A 19,620-nucleotide genomic window follows, 5' to 3' on the forward strand; every position below is an offset into this window, starting at 1 on the left:
CCGGGGAGAACGCCATTGTCCGAATCATCCTTCAACGCCGGAGCCATCCCGGCTGACGACATCGCCGCCGACGCCGAGCAACGACAACGGTGGCTGTTCGCCGCGGCGGATCAGCTCCGGCTCGACGGGCGCGGCCAGGCTGCCCTGCGCGTCCTTGCGGTGGAGATCGCCGCGAACGGCCGCGGTGAGCGACACCGCGCCCTGCTGCTCGGTCGCCTGGCACAGATCGCGGCGCTGGAGCCACCGTCGGTCGCCCTCGCGGGCCTACGGGAGTCGCTGAACCAACGGCTGGACGCCCCGAGCCGGGCCACTCTGCTCGCCGTCATCGCCACCGTCGCTGCCCGCACCGGACATCCGGACGCCGATGCCCTGCTGCGCGAGGCGGGCACCGCGCACGCCGCAGCGGGCGACCGGTCATCCGCCCGCCACCTCGCCCTCGGCCGGGCCGCCCGCGCGCTGTCGCACGGAGACCTGCCCGGCGCACACGCCGTCCTGACGGCCATGGACCCGGACGCCAGGGCGGCCCGACGGGACGTCACCTCGGTCCGAGCCGAAGGAATCCTGGTGCAGCTCGGTCTCGGTCGGCACCAGGATGCCCGGACGGCGATCGGTCGGGCCTTCGACGACACCACCTCGACCGGTACGCCGTTGAGCGGCACCCTGACCGCCCTGGACTGCCTGCGCATGGTCGCGGTGGGCGAGTTGCCCGAGGCTGCCGCCCTCGCGGCCACCAGGCTCGGGTCCGACTCGGTGGACATCAGTCAGGAGACACGTGCCCTGCTGGTCACGGTCATCGCGGAGGTGCACCACCGCCGCGGCGATCACCATGCGGCGCGCGCCATCCTGCGTACCTGCCTGACTCGTAGACGGTGGCCGGACAGTACGGTGTGGACTCCCGCCCTCTGCGTCGCCGTCCGCGATCCGGCCCTCAGCGAGCCGTCGAGCCTCCTCGACAGCATCGTCGCCGACCTGCACCGGTCGGTGCGGTCGCTCCTGCCGGTGCCGCAGTTCGGCCCCCGCCTGGTCCGCGTGGCGGTGGCCGCTGGCGACAACCAGGCCGCCCGCCGGGTCACCGAACTTGTCGCACTGGTGGCCACACGGACTCCGGTCCGGCTGTGGCAGGCACTGGCGGACCAGACCAGAGGGCTGCTCGATCGCGACCCCGACGCACTCCGGTCGGCGATCGCCGGGCTGCGCACCACCACCGCGTGGCCGGCCCTGGCCGATGCGTTGCTCGACCTCGCCAACAGCCCTCGGCTGCATCCGACCGAGGCGTGGGACGCCGCGCACGAGGCGGCTGCCCTCTACGCCCGCATCGGCGCGCCGGGCGACCAGGCGACCGCCGACCGGAGATGCGCCGAACTCGCGGCCACCCCACGCCGTCGGTCGTCGGTCGATGAGTCGCCGCGCACGGGTATCGACGCGCTCACGCCCGCCGAGGAGCGGGTGGCCGAGATGCTCGCCGCCGGTGCCACCAAGAAGGAGGCGGCCGGGCACCTCTTCGTCTCGTTCCACACGGTGGACACCCAGCTCCGGTCCATCTACCACAAGCTTGGCATCAACAACCGGATGCAGCTGGTGCGAGCCTGGGACCGGTACAGGTCGACAATCGGCTGATGACCGAGCCATCCGACCTGACCCCGCTCGCCGAAGGCGTGGAGTGCGAATTCATGTACTCCTACGAGTCGCGGACGCCCGAGCCCGCGTACACCGATCTCGGGATCGCGACCACGCGCATCGGCGGCGGTGTCGTCCTCGCCATGCGCAACGACCCCTCCGGTGGGTACTGGAGCAAGGCGCTCGGCTTCGGCATCACCGAGCCGTTCACCGCGCGGACCCTGGACGACGTCCTCGACTTCTACCGGGAGCAGGGCGTCGCTCAGGCCGTCCTCCAGCTTGTCCCGTCGGTGCTGCCCGCAGGCTTCGACGAGATCGCCGCGGCACGCGGGCTCGAAGCGGGGAGCACCTGGTTCAAGCTGGCCGCCAGACCCGGTGACGTCGCTGCGGCCCCGACCAGCCTGCGCGTCGGCCCGGTGTCGACGGCCGAGGCGCAGCGCTGGGCGAACGTCGTGCTCTCCGGCTTCGGCATGCCGGCCGGTGGGCTCACCGACATGCTGACGGCGACAGTGGGCGAGCCGGCCTGGCGGCCGTACGCGGCGTGGGACGACGCGGAGCTCGTGGCGGGCGGCAACCTGTTCCTGCACGACGGGACCGCGTCGCTCAACGCCGCCGCGACGACACCCGGTCACCGCGGCCTCGGTGCACAGTCGGCGCTGATCGCCGCCCGCGCCCGAGCCGCGGCCGAGGCCGGATGCCAATGGCTGTTCGTCGAGACCGGGAAGCCCGCACCCGGTACGCAGAACCCGTCGCTGAACAACATGCGCCGGGCCGGGCTGGTGCCGCTCTACGAGCGGCGCAACTGGGTCTGGCGGTCAACTCCCTGACGTGGCCGTCACTTCTCGCTGTCGAGCAGGTCCATCATCGGCGCCGCATACCGCTGGCCGGAGGCGGCACCGGCCGGCACGGCACGCTCGATCTCGTCCAACGTCTCCTGATCCAGCGTCAGGTCGGCTGCGGCCAACGACTCGGCCAGCCGATCCCGCCGCCGCGCGCCGACCAGCGGCACGATCTGCTCACCCTGTGCGGCCACCCAGGCGATCGCCACCTGACTCGTGGTCGCCCCCAGCCGCTGGGCGACCCGGCCGAGCGCGTCCACGAGGCGCAGGTTCGCGGCCAGGTGCTCGCCCTGGAACCGTGGGCTGTTCGCCCGGAAGTCCGTGCCGGTCAGCTCACGATCGGCCGACCAGTGCCCGCTGAGCAGACCTCGGGACAGCACACCGTAGGCGGTCAGGCCGATGCCCAGCTCGCGCAGCGCCGGCAGGATCGTGGCCTCCGGGCCACGCGACAGCAGCGAGTACTCGATCTGGACGTCACTGATCGGTGCCACGGCGGCGGCCCGCCGGACGCTGTCCGCGCTCACCTCGGAGAGCCCGATGTGCCGGATGTAGCCGGCCTGCTGCATGTCGAGCAGCGCGCCCACGGTCTCCTCGACCGGCACCTGTGGGTTCAGCCGCGACGGCCGGTAGATGTCGATGTGGTCGGTGCCCAAGCGGCGCAGCGAGTACGCCAGCCGGTCCTTCACCGCCGCCGCCGACACGTCGTACGGCGCGGCCTGGAACCCGCCGTCCGGTGTCCGGCGCGCGCCGAACTTCACGCTGATCACCAGCTCCTCCCGGCGGCGCTCCCGCAGCACCCGGCCGATCAGCATCTCGTTGTGGCCTGACCCGTAGAAGTCGGCGGTGTCGACCAGGTTCACACCGGCGTCGATCGCCGCGTGCAGGGTCGCGATGCTCTCCGCCTCGTCGGCCGGCCCGTACAGGTCCGACATGCCCATCGCACCGAGGCCGATGATCGACACCTCCGGCCCGGAGGCACCCAACTGTCGCCGTCGTAGACCCGTCATGATCCTCGTCTCCTTCGGTCGTCGTCGCGGTGCGTCCTGCTGCCGGGGCACCGTTGTGTACGCTGTGTCCATATAACCAGCACGAAGACACTCTGTCCATATAACTCGGAGGACCAGTGGCCCAGCTCACCCCGGATGCGAACACGCCACCCCGGCGTGGCCGTGGTCGCCGACCCGCCGACCAGGTACGCGCAGAGATCCTCACGGCCGCCGGTGATCTGCTGCTGGCCGAGGGCATGACCGGCTTCACCATCGAGAAGGTCGCCGCCCAGGCCGGGGCCAGCCGGATGACGATCTACAAGTGGTGGCCCTCCAAGGGGGCACTCGCTCTGGACGGCTACTTCACCGTCGTCGCGCCCACCTTGGCCTTCGCCGACACCGCCGACATCGTCGCCGACCTGACCAACCAGCTCGTCGCCTTTGTCCACCTCGTGCGCGACACCCCCGCCGGGCGGGTCATCGCCCACCTCATCGCGCAGGCGCAGACCGACCCCGAGCTGGCCGACGCCTATCGGCAGCGCTACTCGGGCCCCCGCCGGGCCCTCGCCGTGGAAGCCCTCACTCGGGCCATGGCCCGGGGTCAGTTACGCGCCGACATCGACCCCGAATCCGTGGTCGACCAACTCTGGGGCGCCTGCTACCACCGGCTCCTCGTCCCCGACCTGCCGCTCACCGAGGACTTCGCCCGCACCCTGGTCGACAACCTCATCCGTGGGCTGCGCTGACCGGCCGACCGCCGCCTCGCGTCGCGAGGCTCACTCGGGTGGCGTGGCCCCCGACTGCTCGCTGACCATGTACGCCGCGTACCAGTCGGGCCAGTTCTCGTCCCGCTGGCCGGTGCGCTCCTCGTGCTCGCCGTGGGCGGCAGCCGCGCGTCGCATCGCGCTCGCCAGGTCGGTCGCCGAGCCGTACGACGTCAGCCCACTCTCGATCCGACCCGGAAGCCTGTTCGTGATCTCCTGCATCAGCCAGGTGTTGCCGTCCGGGTCGCGGAACGTGGCGCGCGAGACGTAGCTGCGCCGCTCCGGGTCCAGCCCGTCGACCGGGCCGGCCGGGCTGACGTGGAAGACCCCGCCGACCTCGACGCCGGCGGAGACCAGGGCGTTGCGGGTCGCCTCGATGTCGGACACGACCAGGTAGGCCATGGCCGAGCCGGGCGCCGCCGGCGTGAGCCCGGGGCCGAACTGCACGGAGCACCCGGAACCGTGCGGCGTCAGCTGGACGATGCCCGGCGGCGTCTGGTCGAGGCGCCACCCGAGGCGTACGTAGAACGCCTTCGCGCGGTCGACGTCCGACACCGGGATGACGATCACCTCCAGCTTCATGTCGACGCCCTCGACGCCCGACATGCCGCTCGCGTCGCCCTGAGCACTCTTCGGGCTCATCGCTGCCCCTTCCGATCACCACGAACCGCCTGCGTCTCTGCGGGATGCCGCGTTCCCGACATCAGCCGGACGACACCTTCGCGGCCTGGCGCACTCCCAACAAGGCGACCAGGGCGAGAAGGATGACGGCTCTCCGAGGTCACGGTTCGACGGGGTCCTCGTTGTCCAGCACCGTCGCCGGGTCACGTGCCGTCGTGCGGAACCGCTGCTGGTAGGCACGTGGCGACACTCCGACCCGGGTGAGGAACATCCGGCGCAACGTCTCCGGGCTGCCGACGCCGACCTGTTGGGCGCAGGCGGTGACCGACTGGCCCGCGTGCAGCAGGCGGATGGCCGCGTCGACCCGCACGCCCTCCACGTACTTGCTGGGGCTGCTGCCCAGCTCCTGCCGGAACAGCCGGGAGAGGTGACGCGGGCTGACATGAGCCCGACTGGCGAGGGCGGTCACCGAGTGGTCGCCAGCCGGGTCCGCTGCCACCGCGTCGGTCACCTGTCGCAGCACCGGGGTGCCCGGTCGGGGCAGGGCCAGCGAGGGAGAGAACTGCGACTGACCGCCGGGCCGTTGCAGGAACACGACCAGTGACTGCGCGACCGACCGGGCGATCTCCTCGCCATGGTCGCGCTCGACCAGGGCCAGCGCGAGGTCGATGCCGGCGGACACCCCGGCGGAGGTGAAGATCGTCCCGTCCTGCACGAAGATGGCATCGGGCTCCACCCGCACCCTCGGGAACGCTGCAGCGAGCAGTCGGGCGTGCTGCCAGTGCGTCGTCGCGCGCCGGCCGTCCAGCAGGCCGGCGCCGGCCAGCACGAAGGCGCCGGTGCAGACCGAGGCCGTACGAGCGGCCCGGCGGGACAGAGCCGTCGCGGCGGCGGTGAGTTCAGCACTGATCGGGTTCGTCGGGAGCGCATCGCCGCCGACCACGAGGGCGGTCCCGACGTCGGTCGCCGAAGCGACGTCGCCGTCCACGGGGACGCGCATACCCGTCGAGGCGCGCACCGCGGCGCCGTCGCTGGAGCGCACCTCCAGCTCGTACCGTGCGCCGAACCTGGCGGCCTCCGCGAATACCTCGAACGGCCCGGCCAGGTCGAGTAGCTTCATCCCGTCGAAGACCAGAGCCGTCACCCGGTGCGGCTCTGCCGCCGGACTGCCCACAGCGTCGGCCCCCTTCACCCATGTCCCGATCTGAGGGAAGCATGGCAGATGGGACGGGGCGCTGGCCGGTCCGCTCGGGTGACGCTTGACGCATCGGAGCCCGGCCGGGCTCCCGGACCGACAGGAACCTCCATGAGCCAGACGATCGCCGGCATCGAGATCCCCGACTCACGGCTCGCCAACGACGCCACCGAGCTCGTCCGCCAGGCCACCGACGACCTGCTGTTCCATCACTCCCGGCGGGTTTTCGTCTTCGGCTCGCTCCAGGGTCGGCGGCTCGGCCTGAAGGCCGACCCCGAGCTGCTCTACGTGGGCGCGATGTTCCATGACCTGGGGCTGACCGAACGCTACCGCCGCGATGATCAGCGCTTCGAACTCGACGGCGCGGACGAGGCACGCCGCTTCCTCCGGTCGAACGGCATCGGCGAGCGCGAGGCGCGGCTCGTGTGGGAGGGCATCGCCCTGCACACCACACCGGAGGTCCCGTACCGCCTGGAGCCCGAGGTCGCCCTCGTCACCGCCGGGGTCGAGACGGACGTGCTCGGCATCGGCTACCACGAGTTGTCGCCCGCCGACATCGCGGCCGTCACCACGGCTCACCCACGGCCGAACTTCAAGCGAGCCATCGTCGACGCGTTCGCCGACGGCTTCCGGCACCGGCCGGACACCACCTTCGGCACCGTCAACGGCGACGTGCTGGAGCACCGGGTGCCCGGCTACCACCACATCGACTTCGTCCGGGTCATCGAGGAGTCCGCCTGGCCCGAATGAGGCCCTAGACCTGCGGGTGGCCGAAGAGACCGGGAAGGCCGCCGGTGTGCAGGAAGATCACCCGGTCGCCGTGCGGGAAGCTGCCGGCCAGCAGCGCAGCCATCGCCCGACCGGTGTACGCCGGGTCCAGGAAGACCCCCTCGTCGCGTGCGGTCGTCTCCAACGCCGCCCGCGCCGCGTCGGTGAACGTGCGGTACCCGGCGCCCACCTGGGAGCCGTCGATCCGCAGCGCGCCCGGCTCGACCTCGCCGACGAGCAGCCCGGCGACAGTAGCGCGGGGGTCGGGCACGGCGCCGACACTCACGCCGACCACCCGCTCGGCGCCCAGTTCCCGTACGAGGCCGGCCATCGTCCCACCGGAGCCGAGCGCGACCACGACCTCGGCCGAGTCGATGTCCGGCACCTGGGCGCGCAGCTCCCGAGCGCAGTCCACGTAACCCTGGGTGGACGCGGGCGAGGTGCCGCCGAACGGGATGAGGTACGCCGATCGGCTCTCCGCCTCGTGCGCCACCACCTCGGCGAGCGGTCGGTGCCCGCCCCAGACGATCTCGGCGCCGGCGAGCCCGTCGAGCAGCAGGTTGCCACGCTGGTCGTCCGGGGGCGGGCCGTCGAGCACCAGCACGCAGGCGAGGCCGAGCCGGGCGGCCGCGGCGGCGGTGAGGCGGGCGTGGTTGCTCTGCGGTGCGCCGGAGGTGATCACGGTGGTGGCGCCGACTGCGAGCGCCTCGGCGCAGGTGTACTGCAACTTGCGGATCTTGTTGCCGCCCCCACCGAGGCCGTTGAGGTCGTCACGCTTGAACCAGAGGTCGGCCAGGCCCAGCCGGGCGGCGAGCCGGGGCGCGGCCTCCAGCGGAGTCGGCCAGGTGCCGAGGGAAACGGGGGCGATCATCCGTGCAGCTAATCACTCCACTGCCCCGCCCGCAGCACCTCGGCCGACAGTGGCAGTGACGCGTCAGCCCTGACGCACCGCGGCACGCGGCAGCGGACCGACGTCCGAGTGGCGACCGGGCCGGAGCGCCGCGTGCCGCTGTCCAGGTCCGGCGCCGTCGCGGGCGGCGAGCACATCCGCCACCGCACCGGTGGCGAACCCGTAGATGGACTTGTGCACCATGTCGATGGCGAGTTCCGCACGTGGCCAGGTCAGCGGGGGCGCCCCCACACCGGTGACGTTCTCCAGGATCTGGTCGCTGGTCAGGCGCACCGCCGTGAACATTCCCGACGCCCAGGTGCCGCGCAGGCCGGCCTGAGCCATGACACTTCGCAGCACGCCGACCAGCGCGCCCTGCCCGTAGTGCATCGCCAGGTTCTGCCACCGCGGCTGCTTCCCCGGACGTTCCGGCAGGCCAGTCAGCCGTGCCAGCACCCGGGCCGGCACGTACGAGTCGGGTCGGCCTGTCACCCGTTGCTCGACCTTCTCGGCAGCCGTCATCACCGCCGCCCCCACCAGACCTGCCACCAGTCCCTGCCACACCGCTCTCTTCAGCATGGTGGACGCCCTACCCAGTGGACGGGCACTCACACCCGTCTCGGTTCTCCCGGGCACCGGATCCCGGTTCCGGACAACATGCGTGGTTTGTATCCGCTCGCCGTGGGTAGCGTGATTTTCGGGTCAAGACACGCGCCCTTCGATGGTCAACCCTGCCTCGCGCCACACGCGCCGGGTGGGCACCCTCGTCGATGGCGGAGGCAACGTGTGACGGACCGAATTCCGCAGCTAACCCACCACGGCCGCGCCCTCAGCGCGGCCCAGGTGATGCGGCACCGTGCCGTCCCCCGAAATAGCCGTTAGTGGGCGCAATTGCCGGGTACGTCCCACCTCCCCCGACAAAGGAGAGAGATGTTCAATCCCCTGGACCACAAAGGAATCCCACTCGACGGTCAGATCCGCAACTGGCGTGAACTGAACGTCGAGCCGATCGACCCGGAGGCGGTCGACCCGTACACCCGGTGCCGGATCATCACGATGAACGGCATCGAGGTCGAGGCGATCAACTTCCAGCACCAGTTCGCCCGGAACTGCCCGGACCAGGAGGTCCGCCGGCAGCTCGCCTACGTCCGGTACGTGGAGAGCCAGCAGCAGAGGGTGGTGAACTGGCTGCTTCCCGGCGTCGCCAGCGTGCTCGAGACGACGCTCGGCTACGAACAGGTGGCCGTCGACCTCACCGCCTGGGTGGCCCGACACGAACCCGACCCCTACCTCAAGCAGGCGTACGAGTTCGGCGTGCTGGAGGACTTCGACCACCTGTACCGCTACGCCAACCTCTACGAGATGGTCGAACGGCGTAAGGCGGAGAAGATCGTCAACGGTCTCACCGAGGTCATGCCGGGCCGGCCGACCATTCAGGAGCACCGGCACCCCTTCGACGAGGTTCGCACCCCGTACGACCGCAACTCGGTGGACCCGCGCTCGAAGCTCCACGCGTTGACGATCCTCTCGGCCGAGCAGCAGGTGATGTTCTACTACATGAACGTCGGCCCGCAGTACATGGAACCGATCGCGCGCCAGCTCTACCAGGAGATCAGCCTCATCGAGCAGGAGCACGTCACCCACTACGAGTCCCTGCTGGACCCGGGCGAGAACTGGTGGGAGCGGCTGCTCACCCACGAGTACAACGAGTGCTGGCTCTACTACTCCTTCCTGCAACAGGAGAGCGACCCCCGGATCAAGGCGGTCTGGGAGCTGCACCTGCAGATGGAGCTGGCTCACCTCCAGCAGGCCGCCGACCTCTTGCGCCGGCACGACGGCCGGGAACCCGAGGAGATCGTCGGCACGGCCGGGTTGCCGGAGCCGCTAACCTTCGAGCCCAACAAGGATTACCTGCGCCACCTGCTCGCCACCCAGATGGATCTCACCAAGCTCGGCGAGGGCTACGTCCGTGAGGCCCACGAGCGTTTCGAGTGGATGCAGGAGCAACTGCACGACGGCCAGAAGCCGCCGAGCGAGCAGGTCATCGACATGCACCGGGAACGCTTCGGCGACGAGTACCGGATGGAGACCGAGGGGCCGCACCCGATCGAGACGCTGCGCGCCGAGGGAGGCAGCCATGCCTGACACTGACGCCCCGACCACGCCAGGGCCCGAGGAGGACGTGGTCGACCTGCTGCTCGCGCAGCACGCCCAGATCGAGCAGCTCTTCCTGCTGGTCATCGGCAGCACCGGCGACACCAGGCGGGACGCCTTCGACGATCTGGTCAAGCTCCTCGCCGCGCACGAGACCGCCGAGGAGGAGGTCGTCCACCCGCTCGCCCGGACTCTGCCCGGTGGGGGTGGTGACGCGATGGTCGACGACCGGCTCGACGAGGAGCGGCAGGCGAAGGAGACCCTGCAAACCCTGATCAAGGGCGGTGTGGACGCCGACGGCTTCGACACGGGGATCGTCCTGCTGCGCGACGCCGTACTCACGCACGCCCGTTACGAGGAACGCTACGAGTTCCCCCAGCTGCGCCAGCATGTCCCGGTCGACCGGCTGCGCAGCCTCGCCACCGCCGTGCGGGCGGCGGAGGCGTCCGCGCCGACGCGGCCGCATCCCAGCGCCCAGTCCGCGAAGGGCAATCTGGCCGCCGGCCCGGTGCTGGCCGTCATCGACCGGGTACGCGACGCGGTGCGCAAGCCGTCGGAGAGCTGACCGGAATCAGCCGGGCGGTGATCCGTTCCGCGTGATCTGCCGACAGGGCCACCCGCCTCGCGCGGGTGGCCCTGTCGGTGAGCTGCGTGCAGTCGGGACTCACCCGCGCTTCGTTCCGACCGCCTGGGCGACAAGCGCCTCCGCGACCTCGCGCACCTTGCGGTTGGTGTCCTGGGAGATCTTCGACAGCAGCGCGAACGCCTCCTCGGACGAGCACCGCCGCTCCCCCATGATGATCCCTTTGGCCTGCTCGATCACGGCCCGGCTCCGCATCGCCTCCTGCATCTGCGCTGCCAGCGTGGCGGCGTTCTCGTACAGGTGGGCGTTGGCCAGGGCCACCGCCGCGTACGCGGCGAAGCCTTCCGCGTTGGCGATCGAGGACGAATCGAAGGCGTTCGGCGAGTCGCTGTAGACGTTGAGCGCGCCGACCACCGACCCCTGGATGGGAAGCCCGATCGAGAGAGAGCTCCGCACCCCGGCGGCGCGGGCCCTCTCCGCCCAAGCCGGCCAGCGCTCTTCGGTGGTCATGTCCGGCACCGAGATGGTGTCACCGCTGGCTGACGCGTCCAGGCACGGGCCGCGGTGCTGCTCGTACTGCCACTCGTCCAACTTACGGGCCAACTCGCCGGTGAAAGCCCCGGTCGAACCGACCTGACCCCGAACCAGGGTGACAGTCACCTCCCTGGTCCCGGGAATGCTCCGGTTGGCGAGTTCGGCGATCCGGCCCAGCATGTCGTCGAGGCTGATCTCGTCGAGTCTGACCCGGCTCAGCTCGGCCAACGCGTCAGCGGGTTGCATTGTCGGCTGCGTCATCGCCGTGGGCCCTCCTCGATCAGCGTCCGCCAAAATGCGACATTCCGGGATGGCCGGCACCCCATCAGCTGCGCTCCGGGGCGTTCGTCGTCAATCTTGGTCCTACCCCCTGGATCACCCACTCACACCCCGCCGGGAACCTGGCGGGCCGCGATCAGTTCAGGCAGGTCGGGCCCGGGAGGCCAGGTCAGTGACCCGTCACACCGAGCCGGTGAACTGGCTGACGTGGTAGGCGGTGCTGCGGCCGTCCGGGGTACGCGTCCACTTGGAGACCATCAGGTGCAGATCGTTGGCGCTGCGACTCGACCAGGGATGGATGAACCCACCGTAGAGAGCCGGCTCCTGCCAGCTCGTCACCTGGATCTTCTCCGCCGTCCACGCCCGGTCCGGTCCGGACGCGGTCCGGGTGACCAGGCACCCGTTCTGGCAGTTCAGGTATGACATCACCCAGGTCCCGTCGGCCAGGCGGCGCACGGACGGTTCACCGAAACGGCCGGTGAGGATGGGTGTACAGGGCCGGCCCCAGCCCCAGTTGGTGCCGTTCCAGCCCCAGCCCTCGTACGACTCGGGGTAGAAGAGCCGGTCCCAGCGGACGCGGCGCAGCATCATCGGGCCGTCCTGCCGCCCGGCGCGCACCGAGAAGACGTAGACGTGATCGCCGTCGCGCTGCATGGTCCACATCTGGAATGGGTCCCTGTTGTCCGGGCTGTTCCACCACTTGAGCGGCGTACGGACGAAGTCGTTGCCGTTGTCGGAGAACGCCAGCCCCGCGTAGCGGGACTTCCACTGCGGCCCGGCCGGGCCGGCGGAGTTCCAGTTCTCGATGCTCATGTAGGAGATGACCTGCCGGCCGGTCTCCGGGAAGCTGATGCCGTCGTTGGGGATGACTGTCACCTCCGGCAGGCCGTCGATGCCAATGCCGTGGTGGCCATTGTGCATCAGCTCGGGCGCGCGTCCGTTGCCGGCCACCCGCGCCGCGCTGTCGAAGACCACTCCACCCGGGGCGGCGGGGTGGACGGCGGAACGCAGCATCACGGGTGAGCGCCAGTCGTTCGGCACGGGCGGCCCCTCGGGCCACGGCGTGTCGAAGGTGTCGCCGAAGAGGTAACCGATCGAGCCGTTCTCCAGCACGTACGGGATGCCCAGATCGGTGCCGGCCACCCGCCAGCGGCTGGAGGTGTCGAGGTCGGCACCGGTCAACCGCTTCTTCCACACCGCGGCCTGGGCCGGCGCTGCCGTTGTCAGGACCGTGCCGACGGCACCGAGCGCGCTGGCCGCACCTATCGCGGCGGCGCGACCGAGCAGCGAGCGACGACGCACACCCATGGCTGTCCCCTCCGGTCGGATCGATGCCCTCGACACCGGTTGCGGGCGAGTAAACCCGCGACAATCGTCGGTGTCAATACCTGCCCGCCCTGACCCGTGCAATGAAGGAATTCTTCATGACGCATTGACATCGATCATCGCCCTGATGACACTCTCAGCATTCGATACGGGTGTCCGAGGCGGTTCGCGACGCCACCAGGATGGCCGCTCGACCCCCTGGGAGGAGCAGCGTGAGACGTACTCTCCTGGCCCTGCTGGTCGCCCTCGGCACCGCCGCGGCGACGGTCACGGCGGCGCCCGCGCAGGCCGACCCGGTCGGCACCCTGGCCTGCACCTCCATCCCGGCCAACCGCGACCCCGCGGTGACCCTGGTCGTCTACCGGGTCGCCCGCGCGCACAACGCCAACGACAAGGTGACGCTGTCCGCCTTCGAGGCGGGCTGGGTCGAGTCACACATGAACAACCTGCCGTGTGGCGACAAGTCGTCGCTCGGGGTCTTCCAGCAGCGCTGGGACTACGGCTGGGGAACGCCGGAGCAGATCATGGACCCGGTCTACGCCAGCACCCAGTACGTCACCCGGGCGATCGTCTGCGACCGCAACAACCCGGGGTTCAGCGCCGGCCAGGTCGCCCAGTGCGTCCAACGGTCGGGTTTTCCCGACCGGTACGACCAGGCGGCCGCCACCGCGCGGGCCCAGCTCAACGAGGCGACCCGGACCCACGCCATCGCCGGCGGATCCGCCACCGACGTCACCGGCGACGGCCGCGACGACATCGTCGGCTTCACCCAGAACGCCCTCGCCGACGTCTACGTGGCCACCTCCACCGGCGGCTCGTTCGCCGGCACCTCGGTGAAGTGGAACGAATTCTTCTCCATCGGTGGCGAGACCGCCTCCACTGGCGACGTCAACGGCGACGGCCGGGACGACATCGTCACCTTCGCCCACAGCAACACCGGCGACGTGTACGTCGCGCTGTCCACCGGCACTTCGTTCGGCGGCGAAGGGAAGTGGCACGACTGGTTCGCACCGGGTGCGGAGATCGGCGCGGTCGGCGACGTCGACGGTGACGGGCGCGACGACATCGTCGCGTTCACCCACAACCCGGCCGGAGACGTGTACGTCGCGCTGTCCACCGGCACCGGCTTCGGCCCCGGCCTCAAGTGGCACGAGTACTTCAGCCCCTTTGGCGAGTTTCCCGCCCTCGGTGACGTCAACGGCGACGGACGCGACGACCTCGTCACCTTCACCCAGGGCCCCGCCACCGCCAGCGACGTCATCGTCGCCCTGTCGAACGGCAGCTCGTTCGGTGCCGCGCAGAAGTGGCACGACCTGTTCGCCGTCGGCGCCGAACTGCCCCGCGTCGGTGACATCAACGGCGACGGCCGCGACGACATCGTCACCTTCACCTGCAACGCCGACGCCGACGTGTACGCCGCCACCTCCACCGGCACCGGCTTCGCCGGGACCACCGTGAAGTGGAACGACTACTTCTGCCTGGCCGGCGAGTTCCCCTACCTCGGTGACGCCGACGGGGACGGCAGGGACGACCTCATCGTCTTCACCAAGGGCGGCACCAACGACGTCCACGTCGCACGCTCCACCGGCACCGGCTTCCTCGGCGCCACCAGATGGCACGACTTCTTCGGCCTCAACGGCGAGACGACGCTGTGACCCGCGGATTGGAGACCCCATGCGACTGACCAGGCGCAGGTGCGCCCTCATTCTGACGGCGGTGCTCGCCGGGCAGGTCGCGACCGCGCCGGCCGACGCGGCCCGTCCCGTGGCGCCCGGCCCGCTCGCCGCGGACTTCGCCCGGGCCTCCGCCGAGTTCGACGTGCCCCGCGACCTGCTGGTCGCCGTGGGCTACGGCGAGACCCGCCTGGACGGGCACGGCGGCCTGCCCAGCCAGGCCAACGGATTCGGCGTCATGCACCTCGTCAGCAACCCCACCCAGCACAGCCTGGAACGGGCGGCCACGCTCACCGGCGAGCCGGTCGGCCGGCTGCGCTCGGTCACGTCCGCCAACATTCGCGGAGGCGCCGCGGTGCTGCGTGACCTGGCCGACAGCGAGGGACTGACCGCCGGTGCGCGCGACCGGCTGTCCGCCTGGTACCCGGTGGTGGCGCGCTACAGCGCCGCCGTCGACTCGACTGCCCGGCTCTACGCCGACCACGTCTACGACCTGCTGCGCACCGGCATCGCGGCCACCACCGTCCGGGTCGCCGCGCAGCCGGTGCGCCCCGAACTCGGCCGGTACGCGTCGATCACCCCGGCTGGCGCCGGCCCGAACGTCGCCGCGGCGGCGGTGCCGGAGTACGGGCCGGCCCGCTGGATCTCCGCCTACGGCGGCAACTACCAGGCCGGCCGGTCGTCACGGATCACCACCGTCGTGGTGCACGTGACCCAGGGGTCGTACGCCGGCACGGTGAGCTGGTTCCAGAACCCGTCGGCGGGGGTGAGCGCGCACTACGTGGTGAAGTCCAGCAACGGTGAGATCACCCAGATGGTGCGCGAGGGAGACACGGCCTACCACGCGCGCTCGGCCAACCCCTACGCCGTGGGCATCGAGCACGAGGGGTTCGTGGACAACCCAACCTGGTTCACCGACGCCATGTACCGGTCGTCAGCCGCGCTTACCCGCTACCTCTGTGACAAGTACGGGCTGCCGAAGACCCGCGCGGCGATCAGAGGGCACAACGAGATGCCCGGCAACGACCATACCGATCCCGGTCCGAACTGGAACTGGAACTACTACATCTCCCTGGTCAACGCCGGCGGCTCGGGAGGCCGCTACCTGGCGGGGTCACCGACGGACTTCACCGGCGACGGCCGGGACGACGTCGTGAGCTTCACACAGGGCAGCCTCAACGACGTCTACGTGGCCACCTCCACCGGCAGCGCGTTCGCCGGTACGTCCGTCAAGTGGAACGACTTCTTCGGCCTCAACGGGGAGACCCTGCTGTCCGGGGACTTCAACGGCGACGGGCGCGACGACATCATCACCTTCACCCACGGCTCGCTCGCCGACGTGTACGTGGCCCTCTCCACCGGCACCAGCTTCGGCGGTGGCCTGAAGTGGCATGACTGGTTCGCGCCGGGCGCGGAGGTCGGTGCGGTCGGCGACGTCGACGGCGACGGACGCGACGACATCATCGCGTTCACCCACGACACGAACGCCGACGTGTACGTGGCGCTCTCCACCGGCACAGGCTTCGGCCCCGGCCTCAAATGGCACGACTACTTCTCCATCCCCGGCGAGTTTCCTGCCCTCGGCGATGTCGACGGTGACGGCCGCGACGACATCATCACCTTCACCCAGGGGCCGCTCACGGCGTCGGACGTGATCGTCTCCCTCTCCACAGGAAGCGGATTCGGCGCGCCCCAGAAGTGGCACGACCTGTTTGCCGTCGGCACCGAACAACCCCGCGTCGGCGACATCAACGGCGACGGACGCGACGACATCGTCACCTTCACCTGCAACGCCGACGCCGACGTCTACGCCGCCGTCTCCACCGGCACCTCATTCGTCGGCACCACAGTCAAGTGGAACGACCTCTTCTGCCTGCCCGGCGAATTCCCCTACCTGGGCGACTACAACGGCGACGGCAAAGACGACATCGTCGCCTTCACCAAGGGCAGCTTCAACGACGTCCACGTCGGCCTCTCCACCGGCACCACCTTCCTCGGCGCCACCAAATGGCACGACTTCTTCGGCCTCAACGGCGAAACCACCCTCTGAGTACGTCAGGAGTCCCGCCATGTCCCGGCCTTCGCGTACCCCCGTCCTCCGCGCCCTGGTCGCGCTTCTCACCCTGGCCATGGCGGTCCTGACCGCCGTGGTGGTGTCACCCTCGCCAGCGATGGCCGCACCGAACTTCAAAGCGCCGTTCCCGTGCGGGCAACGCTGGACCTACGACCACCACAGCGCGGAGGTGCGGCAGGCGTTGGACTTCGTGCGCGCCGACGGCGGCGCCACCGGAGGCACCCCCCAGGTGGCGTCCGCAGCGGGTGTGGCCCGGCACTACTCCCAGCCCAGCGGGGCCGGGAACTACATCGTCGTCGACCACGGTGGGGGCTGGACGACCTACCACTTCCATCTCAGCGCCTACTCGGTCGCCAATGGCGCGTACGTGCAGCAGGGACAGCAGATCGGCATCACCGGCAGCACCGGCAACTCCTCCGGGCCGCACGTCCACTACGAGCAGCTCTACAACGGAGTCGGACAGACGATCGCCATCAACGGCGTCTCGCTCGCTCCCTACCCGGCCCAGTACAACCAGAAGTACCTGGTCAGTGACAACTGCGGCGCCTCGTCGGGCGGCCGCTACCTGGCCGGCTCACCGACGGACTTCACCGGCGACGGCCGCGACGACATCGTCGCCTTCACCCGCGGCTCACTCAACGACGTGTACGTGTCGGCGTCCACCGGCTCCTCGTTCGCGGGGACGTCGGTGAAGTGGAACGACTTCTTCGGCCTCAACGGGGAGACCCTGCTGTCCGGGGACTTCAACGGCGACGGGCGCGACGACATCGTGGCCTTCACCCACGGCTCGCTCGCCGACGTGTACGTGGCACTGTCGAACGGGTCGTCGTTCGCGGGCGCCACGAAGTGGCACGACTGGTTCGCCCCGAACGCCGAGGTGGCCGCGGTGGGGGACGTCAACGGCGACGGCCGCGACGACATCGTCGCCTTCACCCACGACGGCGCCGGGGACGTGTACGTCGCGTTGTCCTCCGGTTCGTCGTTCGCCGGGACGGCGCTCAAGTGGCACGAGTACTTCTCGATCGCCGGTGAGTTCCCCGCCCTCGGCGACGTCGACGGTGACGGCCGCGACGACATCATCACCTTCACCCAGGGGCCGCTCACGGCGTCGGACGTCATCGTCGCCCTGTCCACCGGAACCGCGTTCGGGGCGGCACAGACCTGGCACGACCTGTTTGCCGTCGGCACCGAACAACCCCGCGTCGGCGACATCAACGGCGACGGACGCGACGACATCGTCACCTTCACCTGCAACGCCGACGCCGACGTCTACGCCGCCGTCTCCACCGGCACCTCGTTCGTCGGCACCACAGTCAAGTGGAACGACCTCTTCTGCCTGCCCGGCGAGTTCCCCTACCTGGGTGACTACAACGGCGACGGCAAGGACGACATCGTCGCCTTCACCAAGGGCAGCTTCAACGACGTCCACGTCGGCCTCTCCACCGGCACCACCTTCCTCGGCGCCACCAAATGGCACGACTTCTTCGGCCTGCCCAACGAGACCACCTTCTGACCCAGGGAGACTCCAATGCTCGACGTACCCCCGCCCGCGTCGATCAGCCGGCGCCGGCTGATCGGTGGCTCCGCGGCGGTGGCCGCCGCCGGGCTGTTCGCCGGCGCCTTCGCCGCGCCTTCCGCCGCCATGGCTGCCACCGACGGGTACGGCCTGCGCATCGTCGACCGCAACGAGAACGGCGGCCGCCTCCAGTACTACCGCTTCGCCACGGATGCATCGAGTGGGACCCCGGCGTCAACGTGCTGCTGCCTGACGGGTACCACACCAGCGGCAAGCGGTACCCCGTGCTGTATCTGCTGCACGGTGGCAACGCCGACTTCCGCACCTTCCACCTCCAGGAGAACATCATCGGTCTGACCGCCGGCCGGGAGGTAATCGTCGTCATGCCGGACGCGTCGACCGGCTGGTACTGCAATCCGGTGAACAGCTTCGTGGGACCGCGCAACTGGGAGACCTTCCACATCGCCCAGTTGCTGCCGTGGATCGACGCGAACTTCCGTACCTTCGCCGAGTACAACGGACGCGCGGTGGCCGGCTTCTCGATGGGGGGCTTCGGCGCGTTGAAGTACGCGGCCAAGTACTACGGCCACTTCTGCTCGGTCAGCTCGCACTCCGGGCCGGCCAGCCTGCGTCGGGACTTCGGGCTCGTCGTGCACTGGGCCAACGCCACCTCCGCCGCGCTGGACCTCGGCGGCGGCACCGTCTACGGGATCCCGCTGTGGGACGAGGCGCGGGTCAGCGCCGACAACCCGGTCCAGCGAATCCCGAGTTTCCAGAACAAGCGGATCTTCCTGGCGGCCGGCACGTCACCCGACCCGATCAACTGGTTCGACACCGTCAACGAAACCCAGGTGCTCGCCGGTCAGCGCGAGTTCCGCGCCGCACTCGCCCGGGCCGGTATCCCGCACGAGTGGCGCGAGGTGCCCGGCGGGCACTTCTTCCGCCACGACCTGTTCGTCCAGGACCTCAACGGGATGCTCGGCCGGCTACGCCGCGCCGGCTGAGGTGGCCAGCGGCGGCTCGCTGTGCATGCTGGGCTCGCTGTGGACGCGGCGTCGTGGCCACTGACCGGCACGGTAGCTTGCTGGTCATGGCCACGAGCGTCGACGTCCGTCGAGACCTCGCCAGCCGTGCCGACCCGGGTCGCGCCGAGGCGTCGAGCCGTTTCCTGCAGATGGTCCCCGGCGGTTACGGCGAGGGCGACCGGGCCATCGGCGTGTCCGTGCCGGACCAGCGCACGGTGGCCGGCAGATACTGGCGCGACCTCTCCCTGGCCGAGACAACGACGCTGCTGCACTCCGACGTGCACGAGGAGAGGCTGACGTCGCTGCTCATCCTGGTCCGCAAGTTCACCAGGGGCCACGACCAGGAACGGGGCGAGATCTACCGCCTCGTCCTGGCCAACACCGACCGCATCAACAACTGGGACCTGGTCGACTCGTCGGCGCCGTACATCGTCGGCCCCTGGCTCGTCGACAAGGAGCGCGGCGTCCTGGACCGGCTGGCCGGGTCTGACCTCGTGTGGGACCGGCGCATCGCCGTCATGGCGACTTTCGCCTTCATCAAGGCCGACGACTTCGAATGGACCTTCCGGCTCAGCGACCGGCTCCTCCAGGATCCGCACGACCTCATCCGCAAGGCGGTGGGCTGGATGCTGCGTGAGGTGGGCAACCGGGACAGAGCGGCGGAGGAGGAGTTCCTGCTCCGCCGCTACCACGCCATGCCCCGGGTCATGCTGCGGTGCGCGATCGAGAAGTTCGAACCGCAGCGACGGAGGGAGTACCTGTCCGGCACGCTCTAGA

At 70.1% G+C, this 19,620-nt stretch carries 17 protein-coding genes and 1 pseudogene; 11 read left to right on the forward strand and 7 right to left on the reverse strand.

Going from position 1 to position 19,620, the window contains the following annotated elements; genetic code table 11:
* The first annotated feature begins 15 nt into the window (after positions 1 to 15).
* On the forward strand, positions 16 to 1,617 hold the full coding sequence (locus FBZ33_RS17905; protein ID WP_141909951.1) for a helix-turn-helix transcriptional regulator: 1,602 nt from the start codon (positions 16 to 18) through the stop codon (positions 1,615 to 1,617).
* Positions 1,617 to 2,444: a GNAT family N-acetyltransferase gene (locus FBZ33_RS17910; protein ID WP_141909952.1), complete on the forward strand. Its 828-nt coding sequence runs from the start codon at positions 1,617 to 1,619 to the stop codon at positions 2,442 to 2,444. The genes FBZ33_RS17905 and FBZ33_RS17910 overlap by 1 nt, the downstream gene beginning before the upstream one ends.
* A gap of 8 nt (positions 2,445 to 2,452) precedes the next feature.
* On the opposite strand, the gene FBZ33_RS17915 is transcribed toward FBZ33_RS17910, so the two are convergent.
* On the reverse strand, positions 2,453 to 3,463 hold the full coding sequence (locus tag FBZ33_RS17915; RefSeq protein ID WP_141909953.1) for an aldo/keto reductase: 1,011 nt from the start codon (positions 3,461 to 3,463) through the stop codon (positions 2,453 to 2,455).
* A 116-nt stretch (positions 3,464 to 3,579) separates the two neighbouring features.
* On the opposite strand from FBZ33_RS17915, the gene FBZ33_RS17920 reads away from it, so the two are divergent.
* Positions 3,580 to 4,188, forward strand: coding sequence for a TetR/AcrR family transcriptional regulator (locus FBZ33_RS17920; RefSeq protein WP_141909954.1), 609 nt, complete (start codon positions 3,580 to 3,582; stop codon positions 4,186 to 4,188).
* A gap of 30 nt (positions 4,189 to 4,218) precedes the next feature.
* Here FBZ33_RS17920 and FBZ33_RS17925 read toward each other — a convergent pair whose 3' ends face one another.
* Together FBZ33_RS17925 and FBZ33_RS17930 are read right to left on the reverse strand one after the other, a co-directional pair.
* The gene (locus FBZ33_RS17925) at positions 4,219 to 4,848 is read right to left on the reverse strand and encodes a VOC family protein (protein WP_141909955.1); all 630 of its coding nucleotides are present in this window, start codon (positions 4,846 to 4,848) and stop codon (positions 4,219 to 4,221) included.
* Positions 4,849 to 4,987: 139 nt separating this feature from the next.
* Positions 4,988 to 5,971 carry a GlxA family transcriptional regulator gene (locus tag FBZ33_RS17930; protein WP_255508932.1) on the reverse strand — a complete coding sequence of 328 codons (984 nt, stop codon included), beginning with the start codon at positions 5,969 to 5,971 and terminating at the stop codon, positions 4,988 to 4,990.
* 162 nt (positions 5,972 to 6,133) lie between these two features.
* Here FBZ33_RS17930 and FBZ33_RS17935 point away from each other — a divergent pair, with 162 nt between their 5' ends.
* Complete coding sequence (locus FBZ33_RS17935; protein ID WP_141909956.1) at positions 6,134 to 6,772, forward strand: HD domain-containing protein; 639 nt, start codon at positions 6,134 to 6,136, stop codon at positions 6,770 to 6,772.
* A gap of 4 nt (positions 6,773 to 6,776) precedes the next feature.
* On the opposite strand, the gene FBZ33_RS17940 is transcribed toward FBZ33_RS17935, so the two are convergent.
* A complete protein-coding gene (locus FBZ33_RS17940; protein ID WP_141909957.1) occupies positions 6,777 to 7,661 on the reverse strand; it encodes a pyridoxal-phosphate dependent enzyme in 885 nt (294 codons plus the stop codon).
* Between the two features lie 63 nt (positions 7,662 to 7,724).
* Positions 7,725 to 8,258: a hypothetical protein gene (locus FBZ33_RS17945; RefSeq protein ID WP_141909958.1), complete on the reverse strand. Its 534-nt coding sequence runs from the start codon at positions 8,256 to 8,258 to the stop codon at positions 7,725 to 7,727.
* Between the two features lie 351 nt (positions 8,259 to 8,609).
* Between FBZ33_RS17945 and FBZ33_RS17950 the strand changes: the two genes are divergently transcribed.
* Together FBZ33_RS17950 and FBZ33_RS17955 are read left to right on the forward strand one after the other, a co-directional pair.
* Positions 8,610 to 9,824: a hypothetical protein gene (locus FBZ33_RS17950; protein WP_099854836.1), complete on the forward strand. Its 1,215-nt coding sequence runs from the start codon at positions 8,610 to 8,612 to the stop codon at positions 9,822 to 9,824.
* Positions 9,817 to 10,398: a hemerythrin domain-containing protein gene (locus FBZ33_RS17955; RefSeq protein WP_099854838.1), complete on the forward strand. Its 582-nt coding sequence runs from the start codon at positions 9,817 to 9,819 to the stop codon at positions 10,396 to 10,398. Before FBZ33_RS17950 ends, FBZ33_RS17955 begins: the two co-directional genes overlap by 8 nt.
* A gap of 99 nt (positions 10,399 to 10,497) precedes the next feature.
* Here FBZ33_RS17955 and FBZ33_RS17960 read toward each other — a convergent pair whose 3' ends face one another.
* Both FBZ33_RS17960 and FBZ33_RS17965 read right to left on the reverse strand, forming a co-directional pair.
* Complete coding sequence (locus FBZ33_RS17960; protein ID WP_141909959.1) at positions 10,498 to 11,211, reverse strand: GAF and ANTAR domain-containing protein; 714 nt, start codon at positions 11,209 to 11,211, stop codon at positions 10,498 to 10,500.
* Positions 11,212 to 11,409: 198 nt separating this feature from the next.
* Positions 11,410 to 12,537: a DUF4185 domain-containing protein gene (locus FBZ33_RS17965; RefSeq protein ID WP_141909960.1), complete on the reverse strand. Its 1,128-nt coding sequence runs from the start codon at positions 12,535 to 12,537 to the stop codon at positions 11,410 to 11,412.
* Positions 12,538 to 12,767: 230 nt separating this feature from the next.
* Between FBZ33_RS17965 and FBZ33_RS17970 the strand changes: the two genes are divergently transcribed.
* From FBZ33_RS17970 to FBZ33_RS17990, 5 genes and pseudogenes are all read left to right on the forward strand, one after another.
* On the forward strand, positions 12,768 to 14,210 hold the full coding sequence (locus FBZ33_RS17970) for a VCBS repeat-containing protein (protein ID WP_141909961.1): 1,443 nt from the start codon (positions 12,768 to 12,770) through the stop codon (positions 14,208 to 14,210).
* A gap of 19 nt (positions 14,211 to 14,229) precedes the next feature.
* A complete protein-coding gene (locus FBZ33_RS17975; RefSeq protein ID WP_141909962.1) occupies positions 14,230 to 16,278 on the forward strand; it encodes an N-acetylmuramoyl-L-alanine amidase in 2,049 nt (682 codons plus the stop codon).
* 19 nt (positions 16,279 to 16,297) lie between these two features.
* Positions 16,298 to 17,815 (forward strand): FG-GAP-like repeat-containing protein, encoded by a 1,518-nt coding sequence (locus FBZ33_RS33760; RefSeq protein ID WP_370453017.1) that lies wholly within the window; start codon positions 16,298 to 16,300, stop codon positions 17,813 to 17,815.
* A 15-nt stretch (positions 17,816 to 17,830) separates the two neighbouring features.
* Positions 17,831 to 18,822: pseudogene (locus FBZ33_RS17985) on the forward strand (alpha/beta hydrolase).
* 86 nt (positions 18,823 to 18,908) lie between these two features.
* Entirely contained in the window at positions 18,909 to 19,619 is a 711-nt protein-coding gene (locus tag FBZ33_RS17990; RefSeq protein WP_141909963.1) for a DNA alkylation repair protein, read from the forward strand.
* Position 19,620 lies beyond the last annotated feature (1 nt).

It is taken from the genome of Micromonospora sp. A202, assembly GCF_006715105.1.
GTDB classification, from domain to species: domain Bacteria; phylum Actinomycetota; class Actinomycetes; order Mycobacteriales; family Micromonosporaceae; genus Micromonospora; species Micromonospora zamorensis.